Annotated in this window: 18 protein-coding genes; 4 read left to right on the forward strand and 14 right to left on the reverse strand. The window is 45.1% G+C overall.

Annotation, left to right across the window (positions count from 1 at the left end; all coding sequences use genetic code 11):
• Positions 1-21: 21 nt before the first annotated feature.
• The 11 genes from LC431_RS22900 to rhtA form a co-directional block, all read right to left on the reverse strand.
• Positions 22-1,206: a DUF6270 domain-containing protein gene (locus LC431_RS22900; RefSeq protein WP_223510362.1), complete on the reverse strand. Its 1,185-nt coding sequence runs from the start codon at positions 1,204-1,206 to the stop codon at positions 22-24.
• Positions 1,207-3,510, reverse strand: coding sequence for a glycosyltransferase (locus LC431_RS22905; protein WP_112197083.1), 2,304 nt, complete (start codon positions 3,508-3,510; stop codon positions 1,207-1,209).
• Positions 3,511-3,525: 15 nt separating this feature from the next.
• A complete protein-coding gene (locus LC431_RS22910) occupies positions 3,526-4,395 on the reverse strand; it encodes a hypothetical protein (protein ID WP_112197084.1) in 870 nt (289 codons plus the stop codon).
• Positions 4,396-4,409: 14 nt separating this feature from the next.
• Positions 4,410-5,516, reverse strand: a complete 1,107-nt coding sequence (locus tag LC431_RS22915) for a Stealth CR1 domain-containing protein (protein ID WP_112197085.1) — start codon at positions 5,514-5,516, stop codon at positions 4,410-4,412.
• A gap of 107 nt (positions 5,517-5,623) precedes the next feature.
• Entirely contained in the window at positions 5,624-6,289 is a 666-nt protein-coding gene (locus tag LC431_RS22920) for an ABC transporter ATP-binding protein (RefSeq protein ID WP_013574694.1), read from the reverse strand.
• Complete coding sequence (locus tag LC431_RS22925; RefSeq protein ID WP_013574695.1) at positions 6,286-7,062, reverse strand: ABC transporter permease; 777 nt, start codon at positions 7,060-7,062, stop codon at positions 6,286-6,288. Before LC431_RS22925 ends, LC431_RS22920 begins: the two co-directional genes overlap by 4 nt.
• A gap of 622 nt (positions 7,063-7,684) precedes the next feature.
• Positions 7,685-8,188: a DNA starvation/stationary phase protection protein Dps gene (dps, locus tag LC431_RS22930; protein ID WP_015689551.1), complete on the reverse strand. Its 504-nt coding sequence runs from the start codon at positions 8,186-8,188 to the stop codon at positions 7,685-7,687.
• A 414-nt stretch (positions 8,189-8,602) separates the two neighbouring features.
• A complete protein-coding gene (locus tag LC431_RS22935; protein ID WP_223510363.1) occupies positions 8,603-9,280 on the reverse strand; it encodes an anti-sigma factor domain-containing protein in 678 nt (225 codons plus the stop codon).
• On the reverse strand, positions 9,277-9,858 hold the full coding sequence (locus LC431_RS22940; protein ID WP_013574698.1) for a sigma-70 family RNA polymerase sigma factor: 582 nt from the start codon (positions 9,856-9,858) through the stop codon (positions 9,277-9,279). Before LC431_RS22940 ends, LC431_RS22935 begins: the two co-directional genes overlap by 4 nt.
• Before the next feature lie 65 nt (positions 9,859-9,923).
• On the reverse strand, positions 9,924-10,487 hold the full coding sequence (locus LC431_RS22945; RefSeq protein WP_217244203.1) for a fasciclin domain-containing protein: 564 nt from the start codon (positions 10,485-10,487) through the stop codon (positions 9,924-9,926).
• Positions 10,488-10,663: 176 nt separating this feature from the next.
• The gene (rhtA, locus tag LC431_RS22950; protein ID WP_013574701.1) at positions 10,664-11,650 is read right to left on the reverse strand and encodes a threonine/homoserine exporter RhtA; all 987 of its coding nucleotides are present in this window, start codon (positions 11,648-11,650) and stop codon (positions 10,664-10,666) included.
• Between the two features lie 399 nt (positions 11,651-12,049).
• Here rhtA and ompX point away from each other — a divergent pair, with 399 nt between their 5' ends.
• Positions 12,050-12,583: an outer membrane protein OmpX gene (ompX, locus tag LC431_RS22955; protein ID WP_013574702.1), complete on the forward strand. Its 534-nt coding sequence runs from the start codon at positions 12,050-12,052 to the stop codon at positions 12,581-12,583.
• 81 nt (positions 12,584-12,664) lie between these two features.
• On the opposite strand, the gene LC431_RS22960 is transcribed toward ompX, so the two are convergent.
• From LC431_RS22960 to LC431_RS22970, 3 genes are read right to left on the reverse strand one after another with little or no spacing between them, the layout of a single operon-like run.
• Positions 12,665-13,429 carry a molybdopterin-dependent oxidoreductase gene (locus tag LC431_RS22960; RefSeq protein ID WP_013574703.1) on the reverse strand — a complete coding sequence of 255 codons (765 nt, stop codon included), beginning with the start codon at positions 13,427-13,429 and terminating at the stop codon, positions 12,665-12,667.
• The gene (locus LC431_RS22965; RefSeq protein WP_119261412.1) at positions 13,422-14,063 is read right to left on the reverse strand and encodes a cytochrome b/b6 domain-containing protein; all 642 of its coding nucleotides are present in this window, start codon (positions 14,061-14,063) and stop codon (positions 13,422-13,424) included. The genes LC431_RS22960 and LC431_RS22965 overlap by 8 nt, the downstream gene beginning before the upstream one ends.
• Before the next feature lie 26 nt (positions 14,064-14,089).
• Complete coding sequence (locus LC431_RS22970; RefSeq protein WP_013574705.1) at positions 14,090-14,713, reverse strand: hypothetical protein; 624 nt, start codon at positions 14,711-14,713, stop codon at positions 14,090-14,092.
• 213 nt (positions 14,714-14,926) lie between these two features.
• Here LC431_RS22970 and LC431_RS22975 point away from each other — a divergent pair, with 213 nt between their 5' ends.
• From LC431_RS22975 to eptB, 3 genes are all read left to right on the forward strand, one after another.
• Positions 14,927-15,601 carry a heavy metal response regulator transcription factor gene (locus LC431_RS22975; RefSeq protein WP_013574706.1) on the forward strand — a complete coding sequence of 225 codons (675 nt, stop codon included), beginning with the start codon at positions 14,927-14,929 and terminating at the stop codon, positions 15,599-15,601.
• Positions 15,594-17,030: a heavy metal sensor histidine kinase gene (locus LC431_RS22980; protein WP_153375114.1), complete on the forward strand. Its 1,437-nt coding sequence runs from the start codon at positions 15,594-15,596 to the stop codon at positions 17,028-17,030. The genes LC431_RS22975 and LC431_RS22980 overlap by 8 nt, the downstream gene beginning before the upstream one ends.
• Positions 17,031-17,262: 232 nt before the next feature.
• Positions 17,263-18,939, forward strand: coding sequence for a kdo(2)-lipid A phosphoethanolamine 7''-transferase (eptB, locus tag LC431_RS22985; RefSeq protein ID WP_112151168.1), 1,677 nt, complete (start codon positions 17,263-17,265; stop codon positions 18,937-18,939).
• Positions 18,940-18,994 lie beyond the last annotated feature (55 nt).

Below are 18,994 nucleotides of genomic sequence, written 5' to 3' on the forward strand. Positions count from 1 at the left end.
TTATAATGATGAGTAGTAAAATCATTCTCGCATGGCTAATAATTTTAATTGCTTTGCTCTTGAGAGGTAAAAAGTATTGTTATAGTGATAAGGATGCGCGCCCCATAAGTGATTTGAATCACAGAAAGAAATGTAATAGGGTGAGTCTAATTGAGTAACACCGCTATGATTGATTTTAATATGATCGTAAATATATTCTACGAAACTATTATATTCATCAATTGTGTATTTGACTTTGTCAAATTTTATGAATTTCTCCCCGTCAAAATAATGTGAGCACATAAATACCTTATTAATGATTATGTTCTTTGAAGGGATTATTTCTGAGGCTAGTGATATCAAATTTGAAATGGCATTAATAGATATCTCAAGTTTTTCTTTAGAGTTAAAATTTAAAGTTGTCTCTGCTTTTAATTCATTTTTAGCTTCAGTGCTTCGAAAGCTCCATGAGTTTGTAATTACACTGTCATTGTAAATTAATAAATCAAATCTTTCATCCATCAAGTCAATAATAAATAAAGACTCTTTTTGAAGGGATTTTATTGTTTGCTCTAATGTAGTTTTATCGAGATCATGTTTGACGCACTGAGTTAGAAATTCACTTTTTATATTAATCTTCTTTTCGTTGTAGTCTATTTTTTGAGCCAATAAAGATGCAATGCTATTATTTGATATGTATGAATTTATCTTGAAGGTGTTCTTCTTGTAAGTGTCTTTATATACTCGTAGTATATCTCTTGAATCACAACTTCCCAAAATAGTTGTATCAATTTGTAGTTCTAAAGAGTTACTTGCCAATATTTTGGTGACTGAGTTTAGCGATGTGTTTACTCGCATAACATTATTTATTTTAGTAGGTAAAAAATTATTGCCTAGCAATTCTACATGATCGATGCTTTCTATTATATCAATGTTTACATGCTCTGGAATTAGATTGATGAATTCTAAAGTTTTTTCTTTTTGTTTGCAATTTAACTTACTCCCAATATTACCAATAAAAGAAATATATATATTTGTTATATTTGTTATATTTGTTAAAAATGTTGCAAAGCTAAAATAAAAAGAATCATCAACCGCTAAGGAGAGAACTTTATCTTCAGTTAAAAAATCGATCAAAGAACCAAGCTCGATGTAATTGACTTCTTCCTTGCTAATAAACATATCTTCAGGAGGTGCATCGTAACCAAAGTAATAATTTTCTGACATTTAATTTTCCTCAATTAAATCTAGGATTCTTTTACTATTTAAATTATCTTTGTATTTAAAGAATATTTTTGATTTATCATGGTCTGCCTTTTCCATTAGGCAATTGTTCTTGATCATTTTTTCCAGATTAAAATACAAGTCATTTATATCTTTAGATATTGTCCCAGGCATATCCGTTAATGGATTGATTAATGGTCCGCCGCGGGCGGCAAAAAATTTTTCTTGATCAAACCAATAATATAAGACGGGCTTGTTCTGGTAAAGCATATCGAAAGAAGCCGATGAGTAGTCAGTTATCATCATGTCAGAATTTATTATAAGTGATTGAACATCAACGTCGTTCATACTATGTATTTTATAACCGGATAAATGGGTGGTAGTACGCAAATATTTATGCAATTTGTGATGTAAACAAGCTTCTAGCGTGTATCCATAATTTTGTAAAAGTTTATTGATTAGAGGGTTGGATAATAGTTCTATCAATTTTTTATAATAAGAGGATTGCTGAAATTGCTCTGTAGACATTCGACTTAAGTTATCTCTCCAGGTAAACATAATAAATATTTTTTTCGTTGGGGAATTTTTTTTCTTTGGTAGAAAATCAAATCTTGAAAGTCCAGTAACTGCAACTTGATTTTTTTCAAACCCAAAGTTTTTACAAACTAGATTACGTTCATGCTCTGAACTAACAATGAATTTATGTGGTAATTCTAGACGCTTTTCCATTGAGTTTTGATCATAGTAACCAGTTGCTCTGTTTAAAGCAAAAATTCCATGCTGAAGAAAATATCGTGGTTTGGTAATGTGCTGAGAAGCAACATCTTTCCATCGGAAAAATATGTCTCTCATACTATCGCTGAAGATGTATTTTTTTGCTGCGTGGAATATTATAAAATGTTTTAAAGAGCCATAATAAACAACATTAGAGTTATTGATTATATTTATAGCTGTAGGTGCATCTTTCTTTATGACATAAAAATATTCGAATTTTAATAGTTTGTTTTTACGAGGAAATGAATTTTGAGCGTATTTAAATAAATGGTAGCTGGAGTCATTTGCTGTATTACCTAGACGCTCACCAATCAAGCAAATATTTCTTTTTCTATAGAATGTTCTGGCAACAAGTGATGCAGTTTTATATTGAATGTTCCAAGATAATTTTTTGTGTGATTTGATTATTTTCTTTACTTTGAAGGAGATTCTTGATCTAAGGCTATTCTTCGATTTTAATAGTAAATAGTCTTCAATAATGAGATTGTCTTTAACGATTGCAGCATGTTTAAGACAACTTTTTTGATACTTCTTATTTAAAATTCTGTGGGCTTCAGAGTAATAACCATGATAAATCAGAATCATGGGCAAGCGTCGGGAGGGTGTAAAAACTTTTAAAATATCGTATCCAATAGATTTTTTGAGGAACGTATTCAACTCTTGATATATTTTTTTGCATGCTAAGAAATTATTGTCAGCTGAAAATTTTGTTAATCTATAAAGTATTCCACGCAAGATAAATAATTTAGCCAGCCATGTTTGTCTTGGTGGTAGTTTGAACTGATTTGTTAGTGCATAAACTTTAATTAAATCCTCAAACACTTTTTCATTAACGATTTGTGTACATGACGGATTATCCTCATCATCTCTTCCACGATATAAATAGGTTACTGCTGGTGTGGAAGAAATATGGTTTGCCTTATACATTGCACTAATAACGAAAATCCAATCCTCTGCCAGTTTAATCCCCACTGGGAATTTTATATCGTTTCTAGTTAATAAATTCTTACTATATAATTTCCCCCAAGGTGGAGGAGTATTCATTAGTATAGACTTATGAAAGAATTTTACTTTTCGTAACGATGCTGATGCCACTTCAGAGTGAGCCTCGATATACCAAGATCGTCGGCTATTAAATGCTTTACTATGAGAAACAATAACCTCTGACTTAGTTTCTTCTGCAATTGCTATGAGTGATGAAATTGCATCTTGTGGAAGAAGGTCATCGGAGTCCAGGAACATAATATATTTACCTTTCGCAATACCTAGGGCATTGTTTCTTGCAACTGATTGACCTGAATTTTGTTGCTCTAATAATATAATATTAGAGTGGTCAGCCATGTACTTTAGTAAAATATTTTTTGAATTATCAGGCGAACCATCATTAACACAAATTATTTCAATATAATATTTTGTGTGTTTTTTACTTAACTTTTGAATAATAACTGAATCTATACATTCAGCAAGATATTTTTCAGTTTTGTAAACCGGTATGATGACAGAAACTAATGCTTGTTTTTCTCGAATATCCATGAGAATGCCTTGAATTTATTGTGTTGAAATATTAGCAATACAGTTTTTATAGTGATCATTTTTGTCTATTAATGCTAGGCCGATTAATAAGCTTAACTTTCCTGTTGATTTTATAATATTTATCCCTTCCGCTTCGTATCTATATTCCCCTCCCTTTATAACCTTACTTATATCTATTTCTGTGACTGTTTTTTTCCTAAAACCTTTTCCATTCCAGTTATATAATTTAATGGTATTATTTGGAGATCCCGTTAACGCGTATATTGAACCGGCATCTAATGCAAGTCCCTGCATTACTTCATTTTGTGGGAAGTTAATTTTAGTTGGCATTAAGTGAATAATGTTTTCTTCAACATCTAAATCACCCATATATATGACTTTTTTACGACTTTCACTCGAGGCCCAAACAATTACTTTGAGAGGGCTGTTTCTATCCATGGCAATTATTTGATTTCCATATATTTTTTGAGAGTAAGTGTATTTTTTTATGATTTTGTTTTTATGTAATAATATTACAGATGGGGACTTGTAAGAGTTGGTCGTTGTAATTACCGAGTTTTTAACGAATAGCCCATCAAGGTGTCCGATTGAATCTGTATTGGAAAATATCATTTGAGATATTAATTTTTTACTGTTGTCATACTCTTCTAGTAGTTGGCTGTCGTGTTCTTTATTGTCAAAACTTAACCAAATAGTATTTTCATTGTCGTCAAAAAAGAACGATTGCATTATTTTTTTTGTGCTGGATGGAAAGCAAGTAAATTTTTCTGCGAAAAGTTTTTTTGAGTTAATTATGTTATTGTTATTTTTTGAAACTATATCAGCAAGGTTTTGAGCATGCACAATACTGGAATATATTAATATAAAAAAAATAATAATCTTCATTTTTTATTCCGATGTTATTTTTTTCTAGAAGAGGAATTGAATTGATCTTCAAGTGCTTCTTTAAGATGCTCTTTATAATTATCTAAATTTGCCGTTTCGGAGTTAAAGTCATTTGCACAAAATGAATGAGGTTGTTCGCCAGTTATTTTTTTTATCTTCAGAGATTTATAATAGCTGCGGGCAGCTTTAGAGCGAATGTTGAAATAATGGCATACGTCTCTTTCTAAAGTTGCTTTGCCTTTGATATACGCTAACCATGGCACAAAAAAAGTTGCCATATTGATATCATTATTGGTTCGAAACTTGTTTGACAGAAAAAGTGTTATCTCAGTTTCATATTCTTTCCATGCCAGCTCAAAAAAACTTTTTTGCAACGGTACATATGTATGCACTAACGGAGTGTCAATATTTATATTGAAATCTTCATCGAATATTTTCGCCGACTTTGTAGATGCAGATAACGTCGGCGTCTCAGTGCCTTTTAAGGACATATTTTTTAGGCTTTTTCGAGAGATAAATAATGAAGAAAGGCCATTGCTTTTGAAAAAATGTCCCGGCGGCAGTGGTCTTGCGACGAAGACATCATCATTAAAATAGATGAAATGCTCAGCAAGATTAGGCACTTTGTGTAAGTGCGCCTCAATGACATGTGAGTTAAAGGTTGGGAGATATTTATCATCAATGATTTCTTTATGATCAATAATTTTTATTTTCTTGTTTGATTCACATCGCAAAGGATTTTGATTATCTGTGATAATAAAAATATTTCTTACCCAAGGCAAATAAAGCTCAATGCTTTTAATTGAATAACGCAGTTCATCATGATTGTTAAAACGCGCATTATCAGTGGAGAAATTACCTAACTTTTCAATATCAACTTCAGACTTATAGTTTTTATACTTCTCTTTCCACTTAATGTCTGAATCATCAACCCATGTAAATACCACATCGATAGGGAAATTAATAGGCAACAGGTTTTCAATAGCAAGGTTATGCTTGATTAATACGTTTTCTTCTAATTCAGGACACTGAATCTCATTCCTAACTATCGGGTATCTCTTGTTAAAATAATCCCTAAAGAAAACTCCAGGACTTTTGATAAATTTTTTTAGTTTTTTCATGTGATAAAAAACCTACAGTGAAAAACGATGACACTTCTCTTTAAGTAAGATACTGAACAACTTCGCTCACATGGGGACTATGACATTGCAATGAGAAGCACTATTATTCATATCCCTTCATCATTTTTATAAGTGGTAATAGCTTCATCAACCGATTCGAAGTACTTCACTTTGTTATCTCTTCCAATAAACAAAGCCACATCGCAAAACTCTTTCAGTGATCCGAGGCTATGTGAAACCATCAGAAAGCTGGCTTCCTCATGTCGTGCTTTGAATAAGTCTGCGCATTTTTGTTTAAATCTGGCATCGCCGACTGCGGTGACTTCATCGACAAGATAGTAATCAAATTTAAATGCCATGCTCAGGCCAAAACCCAGACGGGATTTCATACCGGAAGAATAGGTTTTAATCGGCATATCAAAGTATTTGCCCAGTTCGGCAAACTCTTCGACAAAGGCGACTTTTTCACGTAACTGATCTGGTGTGGAATAGAGGCGGGCGACGAATTTTACATTTTCACGTCCGGTCAGGCTTCCCTGAAATCCGCCGGCCAGGCCAACCGGCCAGGAAATGGTTTTCTCCGTGTGAATTTTGCCGGAATCCGGGCGGTCAATCCCGCCGATGACGCGTAATAATGTTGATTTACCCGCGCCGTTACGGCCAATCAACGCCACGCTTTTACCTGAAGGCAGCTCAACATTGAGATCTTTAAAAACGTAATGGCGGCCTTTCGGTGTGCGGTAGGATTTTGTCAGGTTTTCGATTTTTATCATGATGTCAGCATCGCCTCTTCACGATTCCGGTAGAGGGCCAGGCCGATAAACAATACAACCAGAGTACAGGCAGCCAGATAATTCAGGCTGACGCCTTCACTGATATAACCCGGTACGACTGATTCGCGGCAAAGCTCAACCACGTGGACGATAGGGTTCCACAGCAGGTAAGGCCAGTATTCCTTCGGTATGTTATGCAAAGAAAACATAATGCAGGAAATGAAATAGAGAGGCTTAATCAAAATAGGCAGGAACTTTTCGGTCTCCGGGAATGACTTTCCGACCACCATAAATATTAAGCCCATACCGCAGGAGAACAGCACTAAAAGTACCCAGACCAGAATCAGAGTAATAAGCTTTGTGACTTCAAACTCTTCGCCCAGCAGGCCGACAATGGCCATAAGTAACACGTACACGACCGCGTATATCAGCGCTTCCAGCATTGCTCTGGCGATGATGGTATCCACAGGGCGAACCGGGCGGTAATTAAACAAACCCTGGTTGGCTTCAATCGCGCCAATAGAACGGTTGGTAATATTGCTAAATACAAAGAAAGGGATAATGCCGTTGATCAGGAAAACCGGAAACGAAATATCCGGCATAGTGCGGTGCATCACGTAGCCAAAAATGGCCAGCATAATCAACATATGTGCCATCGGCTCCAGCGCTGCCCACAGATACCCTAACCGGTACTTACCAAAACGGGTTTTGATTTCCCTTAAAAACAGCGCTTTCACCGCCGCTTTCTGTACTTCTAAGCCACTACGTGCCATCAGATTATTCCAGTTTTTTACATTTTCCACGCTACCGCCCCTGGCTTACAGCAGCCAATGCGCTCGGAATCGGGTCGGATTGTGGGAGGCGGCACATCTTTGATGCTGCCGCAGCAGGGGAGTCACTTTTCCGTAAGTTGCATTTAGGGGGTTAATGCGGTGTCACATCCCTGTAAATTATCTTTAATTTTTATTAGGTTAGGTTGGCAGGTGTTTTTCACAAAAATGCAAAGGTTGCGAAAAAATATTTCAGCAAGTTTCAGGTGTGATCGAGGTTATGTAAAATTGCTTTGAGCTATTAATTTGTATTAAATCATTCACACCGCCTATTGGTTTAAGAATTCTCTTAGGATGAAAATAAACATTAAGTTTATCAGTGGGATAATGAAACCGGTTCCAGGGGGTAAAGTTGAGAATGTAGTTGAAAATGTAACTATTTATCAGCGGGATTATTAAATGTAGATGTAAAGTTACAGGGTAAGAGGGGTTTTAAGTGCAATTCGCCAGAAGAGGATACAGGTATTTGTTATCGAAAATGAAAAGGCCAGTGACTTTCGTCACCGGCCTTTTCTTGTTAATCGCTCATTTTACCGCCGTATGATCCCGCGGTCAGAGCACATTGTTACTCAATATTTGATTCGATGAACCACAGGAATTTATCCAGGTCGCGCGATGCAGCGGTGAAAATATCTGCGGTGTCTTCATCTTCTACTTCGCCGATAGCCTTACGGGTATCGTTCGCGACAACACCATAACGTTCCGCCAGGGCTTTCAGATGTTCCTGCACGGTATGGATGTTGGTCGGGTAACTTTTCAGCGGGGTTTTATCGTTAACAACCTGCACGGTACCCAGCGCCACACCACCTAACTGCACCACACGTTCTGCGATGGTGTCCTGATGGTCAATAATCGCGGTACGGAAACCATCAAGCATTTCGTGTACGGCAATAAAGTTTGCGCCACGCATGTTCCAGTGAGCTTGTTTGGTGATCAGCGACAGATCGATGTATTCAGTCACCAGACGGTTCAGCACCTTGATAGTATTGAGTTTGACGCTTTCATCTAAATCATTGCGTGTGTAGATAAGCTCAGAAGATTTCGTTTTGACCAGTTTAGCGGTACTCATATACATATCTCCTTGTTTCATTAAAATTAATTGCTACTAATGTATTTCGTAACTGCATTCAGTATAGCAATAAATTGAAAATTTGCAGGGCGTACATTCCTATCGTTCTGATAGCGTGTGTCTTATAAGCTCTGCTGTGATTTCACTTCCAGCTTATCATGCTGATTTATAAGGTGGATAGGATTCCTCCTGAACTTCCACTTCTATTAATCTGCTAAAATAAACTAAGACTGATAATTATTTTCATTACGTGGGGAAAGATATTTTTAAATGTAAGTGACAGTGTGCGGATATATTTTTACCGGGACTTTGTTCTGGTATGGAATATGACCAGTCGGCATAACAGTTTGCCGTATTTAATATTGAAATATAACGGCGGGATAATACCCGCCGTTAATCACTGTCTGCTGTCCTTTAAAGCGCCATCGCACCGCTATACAAAACGGCACCCGTCGGTTGCCCGGTCGGCGAACCGCCGTGAGGCTCGAGGCTTATTGCCAGCGTAAAACCTGCATCCGGCATTTTCGCTGCCAGCGCCAGTTGCGTCGGTTGTTGCGTATTCAGCAAGCCGAGGGAATGCGGCTTGCCTCCCGGCGGAATGGCCCACAGTTCAAGGCTGTGATCTGCGCCGATATTCTGCGCATTGATCGGCGTCAGCAACAGGCTGCGGGTGCTTCTGTCCGCGCTGACCACCCACTGTCCGCTTTGCGTACCGGCGCTGCTGGCCAGTATCGCCACCGGCATTGGCGCTTCTGGCTGAACCAGCAGGCGGGGGATCAGCAACAATGCGGCAAGCCCGGCGGCCAGCGCCCAGCCCATATAAGCCCGCACCGGTCGTGTCGCCGGAGCCGGAAGTCTGGCCGGTTGCAGCGCAAGGTTATGCTGAATGCGTTTCCACACCGATGCAGGTGGGATGACCGGGGTTATCTGATTATCCAGTTGCGTGAAAGCTTCCTGCCAGCGTGCCACTTCGGCCGCCAGTTCAGGGTCTTCCTGCATTTTTTGCTCAAACTGAATCCGGGCCGCGCCGCGCAAGGTGCCGAGCGCATATTCAGCCGCCAGGGCGGCATGATAATGGCTTCTGCTTTTCATAGTCCTACGCAGCTCTTTAAGTGATCCAGGGCGCGACGTATCCAGCTTTTGATCGTCCCCAGAGGTTGTTGAAGATGCGATGAGACCTCACCGTGCGACAGGCCCTGATAATAGGCAAGGATCAGGCTTTGTCTTTGTTCGGCGGGCAGATGTGCGAGGCAGGTGGCCAGAATTTTGGCGTCACTGTCCTGTTGCAGCCGTTGCAAGGGGTCATCATAGTCGCTGGCATCTCCGTCATGCATTGTCTCGTCCAGTTCATCTAACTGGTTATCGCTCCCGCGCATCCAGTCGATAGCGCGGTTGCGGACAATATGGGTAAGCCAGGTCATCGGGGAACTGAGCGCCGGATTATACGAGGCAGCCCGGTTCCACGCGGTGATATAGCTGTCGTGCAACACTTCTTCTGCCCAGGCATGTCGCCGCAACATGCGTAATGCGACGGCGAATAGCCGGGGGGACGTCAGACGATATAACTGCTCAAATGCCTGACGATCGCCAACGGCCATGGCGCTCATCAGTTCGCGCTGTACTTCCGGCGCATTCTCTGGTGTTGGCTTAACGAAAAAATTGTCATGCATTCGCGCGTCCTGACTTACTGAGGTGCTGTTTCATAAGAGAAATCATGCCCTCAGTATAGCCGGTATTATTTTGGCATCAGGACGGTATCAATGACGTCGATCACACCGTTCTTCTGCTGGACGTCATAAGTACTGATGTTGGCGATATTCCCCTTGCCATCTTTGAGCTGAATATTGTGAGGTCCGTTGTTCAGGATCCACAGTGGCTGGCCGTTAACGGTTTTCAGTTCCGCCGTGCCGTTGCCTTTTTTCAGCAGTTTTTCCAAATCTTTCATTTCATATTTACCGGCCACCACGTGATACGTGAGGATGCTGGTCAGGGTGGCTTTGTTTTCTGGTTTCACCAGATTATCCACGGTACCCGCCGGTAATTTGGCAAACGCGGCGTTGGTTGGCGCAAACACGGTGAACGGGCCTTTGCCCTGCAGCGTATCCACCAGTCCTGCTGCTTTTACCGCCGCCACCAGCGTGGTGTGGTCTTTCGAATTCAGGGCATTTTCTACGATATTTTTGGACGGATACATTTCAGCGCCACCGACCATGGTGATGCTTTGGGACATCATTGCAGCCATTGACGCGGTGCTGAGCAGCAGAGAAGCACAGATTGCGGTACGGAGTAATGTTTTCATGATGGTGTCCTTCGTCAGTTAAGGAGGTGAGGTCTTGCCTCACCTCTATACATACGAATGACCCCCTGCTTTTGGATGCAGGAAAAATGAAATAAATGAAAATAATTTTCAACCTGCTGATAGAAAAGAAAAAGCCACATCGGGATGACGTGGCTTTTTTATACGATGCGGTGCCATTACTTCCCGGAAGGGGTATTTCCGGCAATATCCACCGTCTCGATTTTGGTTTTGCGCTGCAGGGTAAGTGTTGAACCGGCGGAAGCCGCGATAATCGCCGCCAGCCCGATCCACTGCGTCGCGGTCAGGAATTCACCGAGGAAGATAATGCCGGAAAGCGCGGCCATCGCCGGTTCCATGCTCATCAGCGTACCGAAGGTTTTGGCTGGCAGTTTGGTCAGGGCCATCATTTCCAGTGAATAAGGAATGGCGGAAGTGAGCAGGGCGATCAGCAAGCCGAGCGGTAAAATATCCCAGCTGAAAATAGAGGTGTGTGCCTGGATTGCGCCAATCGGGAAGAAGATTAACGCCGCAATCAGTGACCCCATCGCGGCGGTGCCCGGTCCGTAACTGCTGCCAGCACGTTGTCCGGCGAGGATATAAACCGCCCAGCAGCCACCGGCGATCAGCGCAAAGCACGCACCTTTGAGGTCAACACCGCCAGCACTTTGCCCGAGGGGTAACAGGAACAGTAACCCGATTACGGCCAGCACGACCCAGATGAAATCCACCGGACGGCGTGAGGAGAACATCGCGACCGCCAGCGGGCCGGTAAATTCCAGTGCAACGGCAATGCCCAGCGGCACGGTACGCAGGGCCAGATAAAACGAATAGTTCATGCAGCCCAGCGCCAGGCCATACATCATCAGTGCACGCAAATTACCGCCGCGCATTTTCAGGCGCCACGGACGAAAATAGAGCAGCAACAGAATAGAGCCGATACCAAGACGCAGAGCCGTGACACCCTGCGGGCCGACCACCGGGAAAAGCGTTTTTGCCAGCGACGCGCCGCCTTGTAATGACAACATGGCGATCAGTAACAACAGAATCGCCACCAGCGGTGAGGTTTTTTTCGGTAACGCAGGGACGGGCGGGCTGTTGTTATGCGTCGCTGCCTGCAGAGCGATCTGCGGATCCTGCGGCTGATTTTGTCCTGACTGTGTCATCCATTGCGCCTTTTGAGGTGATCCCATGAATCCGGAAACTTCAGATTTATAGTTTTGAAAAGAAAGGTAAAGCGCTGTCAGTGTAGAGGGAAAAGTGGCGAGAAAAAATCCTCACGAAAAAGTTTTTTTCGGAACGTGTTTGTTAAAAAACTTCCTAAAATAGTTTGTTTTTTGAGCAAATTTTTAGGAATTATCTGCTAATCTCAAAAAGTTCAATAAGTTTACCTTATAGTTTGTGTGACTAAAATCCCAATAAAATTAAATGGATAGCGTGTGCTGGAAACTTCCTGTTACACCATATGATGCTTTGGACATCTTAATTGAGGCAGAGTTTCACACTAGTTTTTGTTATATTTTCAAACGTGAAGGTTACTTTGGTTTCTCTTTTTGAGGTGGTTTATGAAAAAAATTGCATGTCTTTCCGCATTAGCTTGCGTAGTTGCACTGGGCGTTTCTTCAAGCGCTTTCGCTGACACCAGCACCGTAACTGCTGGCTACGCTCAGGGTGACGCACAAGGCGTTGCTAACAAAGCAAACGGCTTCAACTTAAAATACCGCTGGGAACAAGATAGCAACCCACTGGGCGCTATCGGTTCTTTCACTTACATCGAAGATGACAGCTCTCCTGCATCTGGCGACTACCGTAAAGCACAATACTACGGTCTGACTGCGGGTCCTGCTTACCGTCTGGCTGACTGGGTTTCCATCTACGGTGTTGTGGGTGTTGGCTACGGCAAATTCCAGTACAACGAAGCAGCAGCATCTACTGCTAACCGTGAAAAAAATGACACCAGCGATTACGGTTTCTCTTACGGTGCTGGTCTGCAGTTCAACCCAATCCAGAACGTTGCTCTGGACGTGTCTTACGAACAGTCCCGCATCCGCAGTGTTGATGTTGGTACCTGGATCGCAGGCGTGGGTTACAGCTTCTAATTCTTCGCCGCAGCGTAACGCTTTGCCGTTACCCTCCCGCGAAAACAAAAACCGCTCAGCTGAGCGGTTTTTTTATGCCTGTCAGATCCCGCTGAACCAGTTATAACCCTGATCTTCCCAGTAGCCGCCGGGATATTCATTGGTGACGAAAATCGCGCCAATATGTTTGGCGTTTTTAAAGCCGAGTTTGGTTGGCATCCGCAGGCGTAACGGGTAACCAAAATCGGGGGGTAAGGGTTTGCCGCCAAAATCCAGAGCCAGAATGGTTTGCGGATGCAGTGCCGTCGCCATATCAATACTGGAATAATAGCGGTCGTCACATTTGAATCCGACATATTTGGCTGTCAGATCCGCGCCGACGTGTTGCAGAAACGTTTTCAGCGGTACGCCTTTCCACTGGCCGATGGCGCTCCAGCCCTCAATGCATATCAGCCGGGTGATCTGGCTTTCCTGCGGCAGGCGCTGCAATTGTTCCAGTGTCCACGGCGCTTTCTTTTGCACCAAACCGGAGACTTCCAGCCGGTAATTGGGGATGTCGATTTCCGGCACGTTGTATTCGGGGTAATACGCGTTGAAACGAAACGGTGTGGTGATTTGATCGGCGCGATAGGTTTGCGCCAGTTTCTGGCCGCTGAACAGCCAGCTTTGTACCCGGTCGTTCCAGCGGGACATCGCCCACAGCACTTTATCGACCTGATCGCCGTCCTGCAGATTACAACCGGTAAGCATCGAAACCGCGCCCAGCGTAAGGCCGGAGCGCAATAACATACGGCGTTGAATATTAACCAGTTGCTTGCGCTGATCGGGTTCAAGAATAATTTTTGGCCGCTGTGTTTTATCACTCATCGGCTCGGTCCTCCGTGCTAATTTTTTTGCCGCCGGTCAGCATCGCCACGAAGGTTTTCGGCACCAGCAGAACCATCAGTACGTGAATAATGACGAACAGCAGTACGCCGCTCATCGCAAAGAAATGCACATAACGGGCGATATCAAAACCGCCAAACAACCAGACCAGACCGCTGAACTGCGCGGGTTTCCAGATCGACAAACCCGACAGCACCAGCAGCGCGCCCAGCAACAGAACACCGCTGTACATCAGTTTTTGCACCGCGTTGTACTGACCCAGCTTGTGCGGGAGTTTGAATGTCAGTGCGCGAACGGTATCGCGCCAGACCGTACGGGGCGAAAAGGGGAAAAAGTCGCGTCTGAAATGACCGCTGAAAATGCCCCACAGCAGATAGAACAGGGCATTGGCCGCCAGCAGCCACATTACCGCCAGATGCCAGGCAATATTGCCACCCAGCCAGCCGCCGAGGGTGGTGTTCTGCGGGAAAGTGAAAGCGAAAAGCGGGTCGGCGTTATAAATCCCCCAGCCGCTCATCACCATGCCGATCATTGCCAGCAGATTGATCCAATGACAAATGCGAACCGGCCAGGAATGAATCCGGCGCTTCCGGGGCGATGAGAGCTGAGGTTTCACGCTTAATCTCCTGTTGTTCGGCCGGATTACATCGGCGGCGCGATGCCGTCTTTACCGGCAGCAATACCACGGGCAACCAGTGCACCTTTGTCATCTTTTATGGCAAACAATACGATTTTAGTGCCCGGTTTCAGCAGGCTGCGGTCGCCCGGCGCCAGCAGTACAACCGGTACGTCGTCAGGCACAATGACCGTTTTCTCGGCATCGTGATATTTCACGGTCAGGGTGCGGCCATTGCTGTTCACCAGCTTGCCGACGGTGCCGTTGGTCATGGTATTGATTTTGCCATCGGCGGATTCAAACGGATTGAAGCCTTCACCGCTGCCGCGCAGGCTGGGGGCGAATACGTGCACTTCCAGTGCTTTCAGCGTGCCATTAGCCTGCGGAACGGCGGCCGTCCCGATGAAGCTGTCCGCTTTGATATCGCTGATCTGCCCTTTGGTGACGGCATTGATCTTGGTCTGGTCGGTCAGCTTAACGTCGAGTTTTTCGCCCTGACGTGTGGTGATTTGTACCGATGAGTCATTAACTGAGTCAATGGTTCCGCGTGTAGGTTTAATCACATTATCGGCGGCAAATGCCGATGTCATCCCGCTGCACATCAGCAGGGAACCCAGTAACAGACCAGCGAGACGTGTTGGTGCATTCATGATTAATTCTCCATTTTCCAGCGTTTTTTCATTCTGTTAGATGAATCACTGAACCTGCCAGTGATGAATAACTTTCTTAAGAGTGGACGATAAACCGGTATTGGCTGATGACAAATTGATGACAAAATTGTCATCAAAGGTGTCTGACGAAACTGATAAACTTTCGGGTGAATCATTCTCTAGGTGAATGGTCATGCGGCGCTGAGGGCCTGAATGCGAATACTGGTGATTGAAGACGATGTCAGTACAGGCGATTACCTGAAAAAAGGGCTGACAGAAGCAGGTTACAGCGTAGATCTGGCGCGCAACGGTGCCGACGGCCTGTTTCTGGCGCTGGAAGAGGGGTACGACGCGGTGATCCTCGACGTCATGCTGCCGGGGCTGAACGGCTGGCAGGTGATGGAAGTCCTGCGCAAAAAGAGCGACGTGCCGGTGCTGTTTCTCACCGCCCGCGATGAAGTACAGGATCGCATTCACGGGCTGGAGCTGGGGGCTGACGACTATCTCATCAAACCGTTCTCCTTCACCGAACTGGTGTTGCGTATCCGCACCTTGCTGCGCCGCCCGGCCGCCCGTGAGCCGGATGCGTATTCGGTGGCGGATCTGAATCTTGATGTGCTGCGCCGCCGCGTGACCCGTCAGGATCAGACCATCGCACTGACCAATAAGGAATTCATGTTGCTGCAGTTGCTGATGCGCCGCGAGGGTGAGGTTCTGTCGAGAACCATGATCGCCTCGCAGGTCTGGGACATGAATTTCGACAGTGATACCAATGTAGTGGATGTCGCCATTAAGCGTCTGCGTGCCAAGGTTGACCGCAGCTTTGAGGTGAAACTGATCCATACCGTGCGTGGCATTGGTTACGTGTGCGAAGTGCGACATGAGTGATCGTCAATTGACTCACCTCCCGAAACGCGCCATGTCGCTGACGCTTCGCGCCACCTTACTTTTCGCGCTGATCGCCTCGATGGTGGTCAGTGCCGTCGGTTTCTACCTCTATTACTCGATGGATAAAGAACTGGTACGCCGCGCGGATTACCAGGTCAGCGGGCGTGTGCAGTATTTCCGTCATCTGCTTGCCAACGAATTCCCGCTGTCGCAACTCAGCCGTAATCCCGGCCTGTTTGAAAATATGCTCGGCAACGAGCGCGATATCCTGACGTTTCGTCTGTCCGGTGAGAAGCTATTGATCAACGTCAATCCGTCGCGGCTGGCATTGCCCCCGGTAGCGGCGGTGCCTGACGGCCAGCCGCTGACGCTGAATACGGTGCATCATCTCACCGCCCCCGATGGTACGCCGGTACGCTTTGCCCGTGCGGCGGTACAGATTCAGGACGGGCGGACAGTTGAAATCACCGGCGCGCATTTCATGACCGAGGAGTCGCGTCTGTTGCAGACTTTCCGCTGGGAAATTATTGGCGCGGTGTTATTCGCTTATTTGCTGATTGCCGCACTGGGTTATCTGGTGATCCGCCGCGGATTGCGGCCGCTGCGCAATATGGCGCATGAAGCGGCGCAGATCCATCCGGGCAGTCTGTCTACGCGTTTGTCTTCGGAAAATGCGCCGCAGGAATTGCAGCAATTAATTTATTCTTTCAATGACATGCTGGACCGGCTCGCCGAGGGGTATCAGCGGCTGACACAATTTTCCGCCGATCTGGCGCATGAAATCCGCACCCCGGTGGGCGCGCTGATGGGGCATTGTCAGGTGGCGTTATATCAGCCCCGGACAGTGGAAGAATACGAAACGCTGCTGGCGAACAATATAGAAGAGCTGGAACGCATTTCACGTATGGTGGAAAACATTCTGTTCCTGGCGCGCGCTTCCGATGCGCGCTCGGTTCTGACCATCACCGGTATTGATGTTTCATCTGAAATTACCCGTATCCAGGAATATTTCGAAGGGCTGGCCGAAGAGCGTGAAATGACGCTTCAAGGGCAAGGTGAGGGAACCTTGCATGCGGATGCGATCCTTTTCCAACGTGCGCTGAGTAATCTGGTCGCTAATGCGGTGCGTTATGGCCGCGAGGGAAGTGCCATCGTGCTGCGCGCCGAACCCCATGCAAAAGGCATGAATATCCGGGTGATCAGTCAGGGTGAGCCTGTTCCGCCGGAAAAACTCGGAAAACTTTTCGACCGCTTCTATCGCGCGGATGCTTCACGTAGCGAAGGTGGCAGTTCCAGCGGCCTTGGGTTGTCGATTGTTCAGGCCATTATGGCCCTGCATCAGGGAAGTGTCAGCGTAACCAGTTCCGCGCAGGGAGAAACGTGTTTTACCCTTTATTTTCCCGCATCCGACCGCAAGCTTTCTCAATAGTTTCTCAATGAAAGGGAAAAATTGCGTAAAAAAAGCCGGAATATTTCTTTTTCATGTAATTGAAATAAAAAGGATTCGTTAATTTTGTTACATTATCACATTGGAAGTCACCATTCAGTTTGAACGAAAATGCTCAGCCCGGAGTCTATATGTCCTAAGGAGTGGGTTCCAACCTCCGGTATGAGCGGTTAGTACAACGCAGCCAGACTCACAAAAGAGCCAGTTATTGCCAATGCATAAAATTCGTACACTTTCGCAACAGAGCATTTCTTTGTTCGTTGCACTTTACCTGGGGCTTCTGCTAAACCTTCCGATTTTCATCCGTCGTTATCAGCAACTGCATTATGACAATGCCTTGTCGATTGCTGTCGAAATGGTTGCCTGTTTTGCCCTGGTCTATTTCCTTTGTATGTTGCTGTCGTATACCGGAAAAACCGTTTTCCGTGTCCTGATGACCGCTATCGTGATTTCCTCTGCCGCCGCCAGTTACTACATGATTCTGTTTAACGTTGATATCGGTTACGGAATTTTAGCGGCAGCGCTGGCGTCTGATTCCATTGATTTATCGAAAGAATCTATCGGAACACATTTCATCGCCTGGACCGTGCTGGTGAGTTTGTTGCCGGTACTGTTGCTGTGGCTGAGCAAAATGCCGGGTGCGGCTCTCAAACAAACGACGTTTAAAAAACTGGCGGTCAGAACCCTGCTGCTCGCGGCCTCCGGCCTGCTTTGTTACATGCCGCTGCAACTGATGGGCAAAGTGCAGGATCGCCACGACATCGTAAACAACCGCATGATGGCGAGTTATGGCGGTGTGGTTGCCGGCACATATTCACCGTCTAACTGGCTTTCGGCGCTGGGTTTGTATACTTACAGCAGTTACAGCCAGGCGGAAGACACCAAAAATCTGTACGATCCGGCCAAACATTTCACGTATACCGCACCGGCAGATGCCAAAGATATGTACGTGGTGTTTGTGATCGGCGAGAGCGCCCGCCGCGACCATATGGGGCTGTACGGCTACGACCGTGACAACACGCCAAATCTCGACAAAGAGAAAAATCTGGTCGCCCTGCAGGGCTATTCCTGTGATACCGCCACCAAGCTTTCCTTGCGCTGTATGTTTGTCCGCGAAGGCGGGGCATCTGAAGAGCCACAGCGTACGCTGAAAGAAATGAACGTCTTTTCCGTGCTGAAAAGTAATGGCTGGAGTTCAGAGTTATATTCCATGCAGAGTGAAGCCTGGTTCTATAACAAAACCCGTGCGGATGATTATTCACTGCGTGAAAACATCGCGTCTGAAAAGCGCAACGCCGGTAAGCCGGTGGATGACATGCTGCTCATCGATGAAATGAAAGACTCGATGAATAACCATCCTAAAGGTAAGCATCTGATTATCCTGCATACCAAGGGTTCTCATTATCTGTATTCAGACCGTTATCCGCGTTCTTTCGCTAAATATAAGCCGGAATGTATGGGCATCGATGATTCCTGTTCCACCGGGGAAATGATTAACGCTTACGATAATTCACTGCTGTATACCGATTACTTCCTGTCGCAGGTCTTTGACCAGTTACGCGATAAGAATGCGATCGTGTTCTACGCCTCCGATCACGGTGAGTCGATTTCGAAAAGCATGCATTTCCACGGTACACCGCGTGATCATGCGCCAGCCGAGCAACGTACGGTGCCGATCATGGTCTGGGCGTCGGACAAATTCCTGGCGAATGATCAGAACAAGGCCAGTTTCCAACAACTGCAAAAAATGGCTGCCGAGAAGAAACCGGCGTTCCATGAAAAACTGTATGACACCATTCTGGGCTGTATCGGTTATACCTCGCCAAATGGCGGGATTGTCGAGCAGCACAACTGGTGCCATGTGCCTGATCAGGCAGCCGCCACAAAATAATCTTTGCTGAATCTGCCGCCTTTTTCTGATGATGGGAGAAGGCGGCGACATATCC

The sequence above is a fragment of the Rahnella sp. GSA61A genome (assembly GCF_019969905.1).
GTDB lineage: Bacteria > Pseudomonadota > Gammaproteobacteria > Enterobacterales > Enterobacteriaceae > Rahnella > Rahnella aceris.

Excerpts from the sequence above, each read along its gene's own strand:
- LC431_RS22900 (WP_223510362.1), bottom strand. The coding sequence starts at position 1,206 with ATGTCAGAAAATTATTACTTTGGTTACGATGCACCTCCTGAAGATATG.
- LC431_RS22905 (WP_112197083.1), bottom strand. The coding sequence starts at position 3,510 with ATGGATATTCGAGAAAAACAAGCATTAGTTTCTGTCATCATACCGGTT.
- LC431_RS22910 (WP_112197084.1), bottom strand. The coding sequence starts at position 4,395 with ATGAAGATTATTATTTTTTTTATATTAATATATTCCAGTATTGTGCAT.
- LC431_RS22915 (WP_112197085.1), bottom strand. The coding sequence starts at position 5,516 with ATGAAAAAACTAAAAAAATTTATCAAAAGTCCTGGAGTTTTCTTTAGG.
- LC431_RS22920 (WP_013574694.1), bottom strand. The coding sequence starts at position 6,289 with ATGATAAAAATCGAAAACCTGACAAAATCCTACCGCACACCGAAAGGC.
- LC431_RS22925 (WP_013574695.1), bottom strand. The coding sequence starts at position 7,062 with ATGGCACGTAGTGGCTTAGAAGTACAGAAAGCGGCGGTGAAAGCGCTG.
- dps (WP_015689551.1), bottom strand. The coding sequence starts at position 8,188 with ATGAGTACCGCTAAACTGGTCAAAACGAAATCTTCTGAGCTTATCTAC.
- LC431_RS22935 (WP_223510363.1), bottom strand. The coding sequence starts at position 9,280 with ATGAAAAGCAGAAGCCATTATCATGCCGCCCTGGCGGCTGAATATGCG.
- LC431_RS22940 (WP_013574698.1), bottom strand. The coding sequence starts at position 9,858 with ATGCATGACAATTTTTTCGTTAAGCCAACACCAGAGAATGCGCCGGAA.
- LC431_RS22945 (WP_217244203.1), bottom strand. The coding sequence starts at position 10,487 with ATGAAAACATTACTCCGTACCGCAATCTGTGCTTCTCTGCTGCTCAGC.
- rhtA (WP_013574701.1), bottom strand. The coding sequence starts at position 11,650 with ATGACACAGTCAGGACAAAATCAGCCGCAGGATCCGCAGATCGCTCTG.
- ompX (WP_013574702.1), top strand. The coding sequence starts at position 12,050 with ATGAAAAAAATTGCATGTCTTTCCGCATTAGCTTGCGTAGTTGCACTG.
- LC431_RS22960 (WP_013574703.1), bottom strand. The coding sequence starts at position 13,429 with ATGAGTGATAAAACACAGCGGCCAAAAATTATTCTTGAACCCGATCAG.
- LC431_RS22970 (WP_013574705.1), bottom strand. The coding sequence starts at position 14,713 with ATGAATGCACCAACACGTCTCGCTGGTCTGTTACTGGGTTCCCTGCTG.
- LC431_RS22975 (WP_013574706.1), top strand. The coding sequence starts at position 14,927 with ATGCGAATACTGGTGATTGAAGACGATGTCAGTACAGGCGATTACCTG.
- LC431_RS22980 (WP_153375114.1), top strand. The coding sequence starts at position 15,594 with ATGAGTGATCGTCAATTGACTCACCTCCCGAAACGCGCCATGTCGCTG.
- eptB (WP_112151168.1), top strand. The coding sequence starts at position 17,263 with ATGCATAAAATTCGTACACTTTCGCAACAGAGCATTTCTTTGTTCGTT.